The 12000-nt window shown below is 71.0% G+C and carries 7 protein-coding genes and 2 pseudogenes; 4 read left to right on the forward strand and 5 right to left on the reverse strand.

All coding sequences use genetic code 11. From position 1 onward, the window contains the following. Positions 1-106 precede the first annotated feature (106 nt). A pseudogene (locus KUTG_RS65835) lies at positions 107-553 on the forward strand (SDR family NAD(P)-dependent oxidoreductase); the annotation flags it as partial. A 226-nt stretch (positions 554-779) separates the two neighbouring features. On the opposite strand, the gene KUTG_RS65840 reads toward KUTG_RS65835, so the two are convergent. The 3 genes from KUTG_RS65840 to KUTG_RS01220 all read right to left on the reverse strand — a co-directional run bounded on the left by KUTG_RS65840 (position 780) and on the right by KUTG_RS01220 (position 6833). Next, positions 780-1142, reverse strand: a complete 363-nt coding sequence (locus KUTG_RS65840; RefSeq protein ID WP_198047707.1) for an SEC-C metal-binding domain-containing protein — start codon at positions 1140-1142, stop codon at positions 780-782. Between the two features lie 158 nt (positions 1143-1300). Next, positions 1301-5440, reverse strand: a complete 4140-nt coding sequence (locus KUTG_RS01215; RefSeq protein ID WP_043714298.1) for a BTAD domain-containing putative transcriptional regulator — start codon at positions 5438-5440, stop codon at positions 1301-1303. A 19-nt stretch (positions 5441-5459) separates the two neighbouring features. Further along, positions 5460-6833: an MFS transporter gene (locus KUTG_RS01220; protein ID WP_043727853.1), complete on the reverse strand. Its 1374-nt coding sequence runs from the start codon at positions 6831-6833 to the stop codon at positions 5460-5462. 373 nt (positions 6834-7206) lie between these two features. Here KUTG_RS01220 and KUTG_RS01225 point away from each other — a divergent pair. Both KUTG_RS01225 and KUTG_RS01230 read left to right on the forward strand, forming a co-directional pair. Beyond that, a pseudogene (locus KUTG_RS01225) lies at positions 7207-8412 on the forward strand (CaiB/BaiF CoA transferase family protein). Further along, a complete protein-coding gene (locus KUTG_RS01230; RefSeq protein ID WP_043714299.1) occupies positions 8409-9299 on the forward strand; it encodes a beta/alpha barrel domain-containing protein in 891 nt (296 codons plus the stop codon). Before KUTG_RS01225 ends, KUTG_RS01230 begins: the two are co-directional and overlap by 4 nt. A gap of 31 nt (positions 9300-9330) precedes the next feature. Here KUTG_RS01230 and KUTG_RS01235 read toward each other — a convergent pair whose 3' ends face one another. Together KUTG_RS01235 and KUTG_RS01240 are read right to left on the reverse strand one after the other, a co-directional pair. Beyond that, positions 9331-10173, reverse strand: coding sequence for an IclR family transcriptional regulator (locus tag KUTG_RS01235; protein ID WP_232240586.1), 843 nt, complete (start codon positions 10171-10173; stop codon positions 9331-9333). Positions 10174-10612: 439 nt separating this feature from the next. After that, positions 10613-11440, reverse strand: coding sequence for an SDR family NAD(P)-dependent oxidoreductase (locus KUTG_RS01240; protein ID WP_043714301.1), 828 nt, complete (start codon positions 11438-11440; stop codon positions 10613-10615). 110 nt (positions 11441-11550) lie between these two features. Between KUTG_RS01240 and KUTG_RS01245 the strand changes: the two genes are divergently transcribed. Next, positions 11551-12000: TetR/AcrR family transcriptional regulator (locus KUTG_RS01245; protein WP_157495490.1), on the forward strand; the 450-nt coding region annotated here is incomplete at its 3' end.

A 12000-nucleotide genomic window follows, 5' to 3' on the forward strand; every position in this document is an offset into this window, starting at 1 on the left:
CTCGGCTGGACCCTGCCGCTGCTGGGCGCGCAGCTGTGGCTCGACCGCGACTACCGGCGTCGCGCCGTTGACCTGGACCGCACTCCAGGGCCTACGGTGGGCGATCATGACGGCAATCCTGATCACCGGAGCGAACAAGGGTCTCGGGCTTGAGACCGCCCGCCAGCTCGCCGCAGCCGGCCACAAGGTCTGGCTCGGCAGCCGGGACGCCGACCGTGGCCGCCGGGCCGCCGCCGAGGTCGGGGCCGTGTTCGTGCAGCTCGACGTCACCGACGACGCCTCCGTAGCCGCCGCGGCCGACGCCGTCGCCGCGGGCGGCGGCCTGGACGTGCTGGTCAACAACGCCGGCGTCCAGGTCGAGATGGGTCCGGACGGCGTGCTGGCCACCGGCGACCACACCGGCGAGGTCATGCGGACCACCCTGGACACCAACGTCGTCGGCCCCGTCCGGGTGCTGCACGCCTTCCTCCCCCTGCTGCAGCGGTCCGCCTCTCCCGTCGTGGTCAACGTCAGCAGCGGGCTGGCGTCCCTGACCCACGTCAGCTCCCCCGACTTCCAGGCCTACGGCTACCCCGGCGTCGCCTACCCGACCTCAAAGGCCGCCCTCAACATGACACCATCCAGTACGCCAAGGCCTTCCCGTCCATGCGCATCAACTCCGTCGAGCCCGGTTTCCCATGACCGACCTCAACCACAACACCGGCACCCAGTCCGTCGAGGACGGCGCCCGCGTCATCATCGGCCTTTTTCCTCCTCGTCCCCGACGGCCCCACCGGCGGCTACTTCGACGCCAACGGCCCCCTCCCCTGGTAGAGCCACGGGCAGGGCAGCGGGAGGGCAAGAGGTGCCGGCCGAGCGACCGGCGACGGGCGGGTGGAAGTCGCCACGCAACGCCGACGGCCCCGGTGCCAACCTTCGACTACCACATGTGCGCCACATTCGACTCCCAGCGCCACATGCGCTCCACATGTGGCATCGGGCGGGCCGGGTGGATCGGGCGGGCGGGGTGGGTGGGGCGTCAGTCGCGGATGTAGTAGTGGCCGAGGGTGTCGTCGAAGCGGCCGTGGGGGCGGCAGCAGCGCTTGAAAGCGGCGCCCGGAGCCACAGGGGCAGGGGTCGTTGCCACCGAGCTTCTCGATCAGCTCGGTGTCCTCGCCGACGACGCGGGAGCCGCGTTTGACCCGGGCCTCGCTAGAGGGAACCCCCGGCGGCGCTTGCTGGTCGGCTCAAAACGGCACCTCGAACTCGTAGCGGTCCATGACTGCCTCCCTGGGTTCGGCGGAACCGTAGCGGGTGGGCGTCAGGAGGGCGAAGGGAATTTCGCGGTGCGGCGGAGCCATGCGGCGGCGGTGGCGCAGCGCTGGGCGACGGAATCCTCGGGCTCGCCGTTGAGGACGGCGAAGGCGACCTGTTCGAGGCCGAAGGTGCGGTACCAGGTGTGGGCCCGGCGCAGGGTGTCGGCGGGGACTGCCGAGGCGACGGTTTCCCAGCCGTACCAGGCGAGGCAGGCGGCGTCGATGGCCGGGTCGAAGGGCTGGGCGAGGTCCCAGTCGAGCACGCCGACCAGGCGGTGATCGGCGGACCAGTGCATGTTGTCGCCGGCAAGGTCGTTGTGCACCAACGAAGGGGCCACCGCCGGGAGGGCGAGAGCGTCCTCGATGCGGCGACGGCCGTCGGAGCGGACGTCTGAGGGCAGGCGAGGGACGACCTCGTCCAGCATGAGCGACGGCCAGCGGGCGCCGCCGGCGTACTCGTGGGGCTCGCCGAGGAGGCCGTCCAAGAGGGTCAAGTCGATGCCGCGCAAGGCATCGAGCAGGCGAACGAGCTGGGCGGGGTCGACGGCCGTGCCGCGCGGAAGCCCGGAACCGGGAAGCCAGGACAGGGCGACGGCGGTGTGGCCGTCCACTTCGGCTACTTCGGTCAGCGGAACGGGCACGGCGAACGGCAGGTCCATGGAGTTCAAACGCCGCAACAACTCCGTACGCCGAGGCAGCAGCGCGACGGCGGTCGGCTTGCGGGCGATGCGCACGACGGCCACGTCGGGAATCACCACGGCACCGTGCGAGCCGCCCTGGGCCACAAAAGCGCCGTGGAGGGACTGACCGGGCAGAACGGCGGAGGCAACGTCGAGCAAGTCGGTCATTGGAGTGGCTCCTGGGCAAGGGCGGCCAGGCGGGGCATGCCGAGGCGCGCGGCGATGGCGTTGGCCTCGCGAGCATGGGGCAACGCCTCGGCCCGAGGGAGCAACAGGGCGAGCTGGTAGTGCCCCCCGGCGACACGCGGCGCGAGGCCGGCCGCGGCGTTGGAAGCGTTGGCGGCACGGAAGTGGTCGACGGCAACGGACGTCCAGCCGCAGCAAGCGGCGGCGAGGCCGAGGTAGAGGTGCACGGACCCGCCGGTGATCACGGCGTTGGAGCCGGTGGTCATATGCAGCGCGGCATACGGCAGCAGGCGCTCGTACGCGCCGGCGCAGGCCGTTGTGTCGCCGAGGGCGGCGCCCACCTGGGCGTAGGAGCCGTAGACGGAGAGCCGGTACCACTCCTGCACCTGGGCCTCGGCGATCGGCGGCCAGGTGTCGAACTGCTCCCGCGCCCGGTCGAGGTCGCCGATCAGGCCATAGAGGTTGGCAAGCGTGAACCGGGCCATCAGCGACGAGCCGAAGCCGCGGGTGATGGCGGCCACGGCGTCGCCGACCTCGGCGCTGATGGAGGCGGTGTAGTAGGCCCGGGTGATCTCGGTGCCGGCATGGGCGTGTGGGTTGTTGCCGCGCTCGGCCAGCCGGCTCGCCCGGTCGAGCAGGGCGTTGGCCTCGGCGAACCGGCCCCGTCCGTGGGCGATCGCGGCCCGGCCGAGGCTCAGGTGCCAGCGCACCAGCTGCCAGTTGAGCCGCGTGGCCACTCGCTCGCACAAAATCGAGCTCGCCTTCGGCCTCGTGCACGCGGCCGAGCTGCATGAACGCGTCGTACCGCCACAGGTGCCCCCAGCACGCCGCCGCGTCACCGGCCCGGGCGCTCAGCGCCACGGCCCGGATGCCGAGTTCGAGCCGTACGACGGCGCCGTCGGACCAGAGTGGGGCGTGCTTGTGCGCCCGCAGGGCTTCGATCAGGGTGGCGGGGTCGTCGAGCCGTTCGGCCATGGCCAGCGCGGCACTGCTGGTGCGCATGGCCTCATCGGCGGCGTAGTCCGTGACCTCGATGACCGCGCGCATCGCCAGCAGTCTCGACCGCAGCACGCTGTCCTCGGCCGGGAGCTCGGCCAGCGCCTGCTCGCACCACGGCTTGATCGTGGGCAACCACAGGGGGTCGGCCTGTTCCGGCATCACGAGCGCGGCCCGCGCGAGTCCGATCGGATCGCCGGTGCGCCGCGCCAGCTCGGCCGCCTGCTCACTGGTCCGTTGAGCCAGCTCGATGGCGTTCGACAGGTACTGGGCAGTGGCCTTGCCGATCAACAGGTCGCCGTCCGGCCGGCCGAGCGCCGCCAGCGCCTGGTCGAACAGCCGCGCGGCCTCCTCGTACGCGAACTGGCTCAACGCCTGCTCGGCGGCACGGGAAGCGGCCAGCGCGGCCGCCTCGGGGTCGCCCAGCGGCAGCGCCGCCAGGCGGTGATGCGCGATCTGGGCCAGGCCGTCGAAGTGCTCGGCCGCACGGAGATGGATCCGGGCCCGGTCGACGGGGGTGAGATCGAGCATCAGGCTGTCCCGCACGAGGTCGTGCGCGAAGCGGAAGCCCGGCAACACCACTGACGCGGCAACGGCTTCGGCCAAGGCGTCCAAGGCGTCCTCGATGGACGATCCGGAGACGGCGGCCAGGGAGACGGGGTCGATCTCCACCGACAGCACGGAAGCCGCGCTCAGCAGCGCGCGGCAGGACGGCGACAGGACGCTCAGGTACTGCCGGATCGCGTCCCGGGCGCCGGTGGGCACCTCGGTGATCGGGGCCTTCGGGTCCGTGCGCCGCAGCCGTCCGATTTCCCGGACGAACAAAGGGTTTCCGCCGGTGCGGTGGGCCACCGTGGCCACCTCGTGCGGATCACACGGCCGCCCGAGCTCGGTGGTCAGCTGCTGGGCGACCTCGTCCACCGACAGCCCCGAGAGCTCCAGCCTGCTGGCCCCGGGGAGCCGGGTGATCTCCGCCAGCGTCTCGCCGCCGCGCGGCGTCTGCCGCAGCTCGTACGGGCGAAAGGCGCCGACCAGCATCAGCGGGGCGCCGACGACACCACGGGCGAGGTGGCTGAACAGCAGCAACGAGGCCGGATCGGCCCAGTGCAGGTCGTCGACGACGATCACCAGCCCGCCGGCGGCGATCCTGGTGACCAGCGCCGTCACCTCGTCGAAGAGCGCGAACCGCTCCTCGGCGGTCGGCTCACCGGTGACGTCCGACCGCCGGATCTCCGGCACGATGCGGGCGATCCGGTCGCCGGAGTCGCCCAACACCTCGGCGGCCACGGTCGGATCGGTCTCGGCCAGCCACTGCCGGAAGATCTGCCGCCACGGCCAGTACGCCGGCGCACCCTCCTCGGCCACGCCCTGACCCCGCAACACCCTGATGCCACGCCCGAACTCGTCCAGGAGCGAGCTTTTGCCGATGCCGGCGGCGCCTTCCAACAGCACCACCGTCGGTCGGCCCGACAACGCCTTGGCCCGCCACTCGGCCAGCAGGGCCAACTCCGGCCGGCGGCCGACCAGCGTCGGGGCGTCCGGCTCGACGAGGCGGTGCTCCAGCTCCTCGTCGTTACGCAGGATGGCCAGCTCCAGCCGCCGCAGCTCGGCGCCGGGATCGATGCCCAACTCCTCGGCCAGATAGGCCCTGGTGCGGTGGAAGACGTCCAGCGCCGACCCCGCCCGACCGCCTCGGTACAGCGCCAGCATCAGCTGCCCCACCAGCCGTTCCCGGGTCGGGTGGGCGTCGACGAGGCCGAGCAGCTCCTCGACGACGTCCCGGTGCCCGCCCAGCCCGAGCAGGGCGTCCACCCGATCCTCGACGGCGACCAGCCGCGTCTCCTCGACGCCGGAAGCGAGCATGTCCCGCGTCCGGTCCGAGGCCACGTCGGCCATGACCGGACCCCGCCACAGGCCCAGCGCCTCGTCCAACACCTCCAGCCGTGCCCGGTCGTCGGCCGTCTTCCGGGCCTGAGCGATCAGGGCCAGGAACCGGTGCACGTCGATGCGCATCGGGTCGCAGCGCAGGAGATAGCCGGTTCCGTGCGTCTCGATCTCCACCGGTAGCCGGGACCGCAGGTCGGAGACCGCGACCCGGACGGCGTGCGAGGCCGAGCGGGGCGGGGACTCGGGCCAGACCAGGCCGACCAGCCGGTCGATCGGGATCAGCCGGTTGGCCTCCCAGGCCAGGACGCCGAACACCAGCCGCCGCTGCCGTGGTCCGAGCGCCACGAGCTCGTCGCCAACCTGGGCTTCGACCGTGCCCAGCACCCGGATCTGCACCCTGTCCGTTTACCACACCTCAGCGAGGATTGATCGCTTCCACCGACCGGCCCGAGGTGCGGGGGCCGAGCACCGCGACGTCCACCGCCACGAGCACCAGCGCCGCGGCCACGACCGTGAACACGACGGTCGAACCCCCGGTGTTCAGCAGCGGCAGCAGCAGGAACGGCATCGCGCCGGTGGCCAGGCGGGACAGCGAGTAGGTCCAGCCGGTGGCCGAGGCGCGCAGCTCCGTGGGGAAGATTTCAGCCTGATAGATGTGGTAGGCGTTGGAGAAGATGTTGCTGATGGCCGTGAACGCGAAGCCCGCGATGACGATCAATGCGGGCGAGCCGGCCGTGGCGAACAGGATGCCGACCACGGCCATCCCGATCACCGAGCCGATCACCAGGAACTTGCGTTCGATTCGGTGGATCAGCGGCACCGACAGCAGCGAGCCGATCGGGTAGCCGAGGAACGACAACGCCGTGTAGAGCAGGGAATGCTGCACGGTGAAGCCGCGCGAGGCCAGCACCAGCACGGCCAGCGTGCCGAAGCCGTAGTAGCCGAAGGTCTGCAACAGGTGGAACGCGCCGAGCATGAGCATCCGGCCGCGGTAGGGCTGCTTGGCCAGCGCGGCGGTGGTCAGCGGCTTCTTGGCCTCCCCGGACGGCGTCGTCGCCGTGAACGGGGACGGGCTCGGCTGCCGGCGCAGCGGCTTGGCCTGGGCGAACTCCTCGAGGGCGCGCTCCGCCTCGTCGTGGCGGCCGACCGACTCCAGCCAGCGCGGCGACTCCGGCAGACGGCGCCGCAGCACCAGCACGCCGATCGCGCCGACGGCGCCGATGGCCAGCAGCCAGCGCCAGCCGTCGATGCCCAGCGGCGACTGCGTGGCCAGGCCGAGGCTGAGGAAGCCCAGCACCGGCACGGCCAGGAAGGAACAGGTGTACGCCCATGCCGCGAGGCGGCCGCGGGAGCCTGCGGGCAACACGTCGCTGAGGTACGCGTCGGAGACGGGGTATTCGGCGCCCACGCCGACGCCGGCCAGGAAGCGGCAGGCCACGACCGTCGCCGCGTTCGGGCTGAAGGCGCCGAGCAGGGAGAACAGCGAGTACCAGAGCAGGGAGAACAGGAACAGCCGGCGGCGGCCGAGGCGGTCGGCCAGCCGCGACACGAAGAACGCGCCGACGAACATGCCCAGGAAGGCCGAGGCCAGCACCAGCGCCAGTCCGGTGCCGGACAGGCCGAACTTCGAGGTCAGGGCCGTGCTCACGGTGCCGGCGAGGAATACCTCGTACATGTCGAAGAACAGGCCGAGACCGACCGCGAGAACCACTCTCAGGTGTGTCCGGGTGACCGGCAACTCGTCCAGCCGCTGGGCCACCCGTGACCGGGTCGAACGTTCGTCGAGCATCGAATCCACGCCTCCAACCACCACGATGTGATTACTTGGCCACCCAGTGATGGAGCACGGTAAACCTCTTCACATACGACAACAAGTGCGGTCCCACCCCCTGGACCCCCCGCCCGCGCTCCCATCGTCGCCACCCCCGCCGCCACATGTGCGCCACAGTCGACTCCAGACGCCACATGTGGCAGATAAACGGGGAAGAGGTGAGGGAGAAGCCGGCGGCAGGGCAGGGGCAGGGCGCGAAGGCGGAGGCAGGCAACCGGGATCGGGCCAGGCGTGACCGAGGAGACACTGGACGGCCGGCGACACCGGAGTAGCTTCATCGTGGTGAGTGCACCGCATTGTGGTTGAGGAGGTAGTCGTGGGCGATCGGCCGATGAGCGGGATCCGGGTGCTGGAGCTGGGCAACTACATCGCGGCGCCGACGGCCGGCCGGCTGCTGGCCGACTTCCGTACCAAGTATCCAGGTCCCTAACGGCGGAAATAGAAGTTGGATGACGTGATCAAGGTGGAGCGGCCGGCCGGCGGCGACGAGCTGCGGCGCTGGCGTCTGGTCGAGGGCGACACCTCGCTGCTGTACCGGACCATCAACCGCGGCAAGCGGTCCGTGACGCTCGACCTGCGCAGCGACGCCGGCCGCAAGATCGCCCTGGAGCTGGCCTCGCACTGCGACGTCGTGCTGGAGAACTTCCGGCCCGGCACGCTGGAGCGCTGGGGGCTCGGGCCGGACGACCTGCGGGTCGTGCGGCCGGACATCGTGCTGGTGCGGATCTCCGCCTACGGACAGAACGGCCCCTACCGCGACCGTCCGGGCTTCGGCGCGATCGCCGAGGCCGTCGGCGGGCTGCGGGAGCTGACCGGGGAGCCCGATCGGCTGCCGGCGCGGACGGGCGTCAGCCTCGCCGACTCCGTCGCCGGTCTGTACGCCGTGATCGGGGCGCTGATGTGCCTGCTACGCCGGGAAGGCGGGGCCGTGGACGTCGCGTTGCACGAGGCCGTGTTCAGCCTGACCGAGTCGCTGCTGCCGGATTTCGAGGCGTACGGCGTGCAGCGGGAACGGCTCGGCGGGCGAATGGAGGGCGTCGCCCCGAGCAACGCCTACGCCTGCGCCGACGGCACGGTGATCATCGCCGGCAACGGGGACTCGATCTTCCGGCGGTTCATGGACGTGATCGAGCGCCCGGATCTGGCGTCGGATCCCTTGCTGGCCACCAATGACGGCCGCTGGGCTCGCCGGGACGAGATCGATTTCGCCATCGGGCAGTGGACCCGGCGGCATGACATCTCGTTCGTGCTGTGCGCGTTGGAGAAGGCCGGCGTGCCGGCCGGACGGATCTACCAGGCCGCCGACATCGCCCGCGATCCCCAGTACCTGGCCCGGGGCATGGTGCAGCAGTTCGACGTGCCCGGGCTGCCCTCCCCTGTCGGATTTCCGGGTGTGGTGCCGAGGATCGACGACCGGACGACCCAGGTCCGTTCCCTGGGGCCGGATCTCGGGGCCCACACCCGTGAAGTGCTGGCCGGGCTGTTGGATTTCACCGACGACCAGATCGACGGTCTCTACGCCGAGGAGGTGCTGTGAACGACGTCGTGGTGCGGGATGTGACGCTGCGGGACGGGTTGCAGCTGGTGTCCGCTGTGTTGCCCACCGCGGAGAAGATCTCCCTCGCGCGCTTCCTCCTGTCCTGCGGGTTGCCCACGCTGGAGATCGGGGCCGTTGTCCGGCGCGTGCCGGCGATGGCCGACACCCTGGACGTCGTTGCGGCGCTTGATGCTTCCGAGCTGGATCGCTGCTGGGTTCTCGTGCCGAACGCGAAGGGTGCTCGGCTGGCGGTCGAGGCCGGTGTGCGTCAGATTCAGTACGTGCTGTCCGTTTCGCCTTCGCACAACAAGGCCAACGTCGGCTGCGACGTCGAGCAGAGCCTCGACGGCCTGGCCGAGGCCGTCACGCTCGGCGTTCCGGTGCAGCTGGCGCTGGCCACGGCGTTCACGTGTCCGTTCGAGGGGCAGACGCCCGAGGATGCCGTGCTGGCCGTGGTGGCGGATGCCCGGGCGGCCGGCGTGGACAGCGTGGTGCTGTGCGACACCATCGGGCAGGCCGTGCCGGCGCAGGTCTCCAGCCTCACCGCCGCGGTGGGCGGCGAGGTGTGGTTCCACGGCCACGACACCTGGGGTTTGGGCGTGGCCAACACCTTTGCCGCCATCAACGCCGGTGCGGTCGCCGTCGACGCCTCGCTCGGCGGGCTCGGCGGCTGTCCCTTCGCGCCAGGGGCGAGCGGCAATACCGCCATGGAGGACATCCTCTACGCGCTGCGGCCCAGATGGCTCGCGCCGTCGACCTTCCAACGGCTCGTGGCTCGCGGTTCGGCCCTTGTCTCGGCCTTGGGCGAGCCGTCACGCAGCCGTGCCGCCGAGGGCGCCACCCGGTCGCCGGGCAGCCATCCGTGGGCGCTCGGGAGTACGCGGTGAGGCTCGACCATGTGACCACCGAGCTCAGCACCTACTGACCGCCGAGGAGTTGGGTGGCCTGCTGGGCGGCGCGGACGACCAAGGGGGCCCACTCGGCGCTCTGCTGGGTGGAGATCCGCATGGTGGGGCCGCTGATGCCCAGGGCGCCGACCAGCAAGCGGCCGGGGCCGAAGACCGGGGCGGAGACGGAGGCGGCGCCGGGGTCGCGTTCCTCGAAGGTCGAGGCGTAGCCCTGCTGGCGGGTCTGGGCGAGGAGGGCACGCAGGAGGGCGGCGTCGGTGACGGTGGTGGAGGTGAACCGCTCCAGCGGGCGGTCCAGGACTTCGTCCACTTTGGACTCGTCCCAGGCCAGGAGGACGCGGCTGGCCGAGCCGGCGTGCAGCGGCATGAGCTTGCCGACGTACATCTCACGGCGAATGGCGTGATAGGTCTCGGCCATCGCCACGCAGACGCGGACGTCGCCCTCCCGCCGGTACAGGCACGAGGTCTCGCCGGTGGCGTCCCGCAGCCACTCCAGGGCCGGGCGCACCACCTCGCTGACGTCCATGCCGGCGCCGGCCGGGGAGGCCCAGTAGCCGAACCGCAGGCCGATCCGGTAGCGGTCGCCGTGCCGGTCCAGGAACTGCTCCGCCACCATGTTGGCCACCAGCCGCTGGCACGTGCTGGCCGGCAGCCCGGTGGCCTTGCGGATCTCCAGGAACGTCAGCTCGGGCCGGTCCGGCGCGAACACCTCGATGATCTGGCGGATCTTGCCCAGCACCAGCAGCGGCCGAATCCCCCGGGGCAGCGCGCGGGGACCGTCGTCCTGCTCCGACGCCAGCTCGTCCCCGAGGTCGTCGGCGATGTCGTCCTGGTCGTCGAACTCGCTGCTCACGCCGGGATGATACCGGTTCGTCACGACGCCGTGGGCCACAATGGCGGCGGGTCCACTGTGGACCCCGGGTCAGGCCCGCGGCGTCGTCCCACCATGGGATGGACGACCCGTCTGGCCAACAACCCATGTCCACAGAAACTGTTGCAGCGTACAATTGTTACGGGCGGCAGTTCCCGAGCTGAAGGGATGGGGCGGATGTTCTCCGAGCGTGTCGTCGAGCAGTACCGATTCCGTGCATCCGCTGCGGTTCCACCACCACGGACAGCTACCAGGCCGTGCTCATCACCGACTCCGAGGGCAACATCCGCTCTTTCTACTCCCGCGGCGGCCTGCCGTGCGAGAGCGACCAGACCGCGAGCGGAGACCCTCTGCCCCGACTGCCACCGCGGCCCGATCCAGGTCACCCTGGCCCGCCAGACCGTGCTGACCAGCAGCTAGCTCAGGCGAAGTCGACCGACCGGCCGAGGTCGGCCCAGCGCTCGTCCTCGGCCGCCTGACGGGCCATCCCGACCCGGATCCGGTCGACGGCGTCCCTGCCCAGCACCAGGTGCAGGGGCGGCTCGTCCATCTCGACGACGTCCAGCAGCACCCGGCCGACCCTGGCCGGATCGATGGGCTCCTCGCCACGGCTGCCCTGGAGGTGCCGGACCAGCGGGGCGAAGACCGGCTCGTAGCGCTCGTGATAGGGCCGCATGATCATCGAGGGGCCGGACCAGTCGGTGCGCATGAGGCCGGGCTCGGCGATGGTGATCTTGATGCCAAGGTGCCCGACTTCGTCGTTGAGCACGCCCGAGAAGCCCTCGGTGGCGAACTTGGCGCTCTGGTAGGCAGAGAGCGCCGGCGAGGTGCCGCGGCCGCCGATGGACGTGACCTGGATGAAGTGCCCGGAACCCTGCCCCAGGAACAACGGCAGCGCGGCCTTGGTGACGTGGACGGTGCCGAAGAAGACGGCCTCGACCTGCTCACGGAAGTCGGTCATGTCGACCTCCTCGACGGAGGCCATGTTGGCGTAGCCGGCGTTGTTCACCACCACGTCCAGCCACCCGAACCGCTCCACCGCGGCCGCGACGGCTGCCTCGGCCTGGCCGTAGTCGGTCACGTCGAGGGCGAACCGCAGGATGTCGTCGCCGTAGCGCTCCTCCAGATCCTTGAGGCTGTCGATGATGCGGGCCGTCGCCATCACCTTGTTGCCGGCGGCGAGGGCCTCCTCCACGATCGCGCGTCCCAGACCGCGCGAACCACCCGTGACCAGCCACACCTTGCCCATGACTCCACCTCTCCGACACCGTCCGGACGTTAATGCAACGCCGTTCTCCTATCACGTTAACGCGCCAGCGTTCTCTTAACAAGGCAACCTTGTTGCGTTAACCTGTCGACGTGGTCACACCGGAGTTCCAGCGGGCGCGGCGCCCCGAGCACAAGGAGCAGCGGCGCGAGGCGATCCTGGCGGCGGCACGGGCCCTGGCGCTGCGCGACGGCGTGCGAGGCGTGAACCTCGGTGACATCGCCGCCGAGGTCGGCATGCACAAGTCCGCCCTACTGCGGTACTTCGAGACCCGCGAGGAGATCTACCTCCAGCTGACGGCCGAGGGCTGGCAGGAATGGACCGAGGCCCTCCGCGCCGCCCTGCCTGACGCCACGCCCACGCCGGCCGGCGTCTCCGCCGTCATCACCGAGACGCTGTCGTCCCGACCCTTGCTCTGCGACCTACTGGCCCATGCCCCGCTCAACCTGGAGCGCAACGTCTCCCCGGAGACCGTGCGGGCCTTCAAAATCACGACCCTCGACCGCGTCGACGTGATCAGCCGGCTACTCGCCGACGCCCTG

Origin of the sequence: Kutzneria sp. 744 (genome assembly GCF_000568255.1) — a bacterium.
In the GTDB taxonomy this organism is placed as follows: Bacteria; Actinomycetota; Actinomycetes; order Mycobacteriales; family Pseudonocardiaceae; genus Kutzneria.

What these genes read in the sequence shown, in the direction of transcription:
- KUTG_RS01220 (WP_043727853.1), bottom strand. Translation starts at nt 6,833, where the DNA reads ATGCTCGACGAACGTTCGACCCGGTCACGGGTGGCCCAGCGGCTGGAC.
- KUTG_RS01240 (WP_043714301.1), bottom strand. Translation starts at nt 11,440, where the DNA reads ATGGGCAAGGTGTGGCTGGTCACGGGTGGTTCGCGCGGTCTGGGACGC.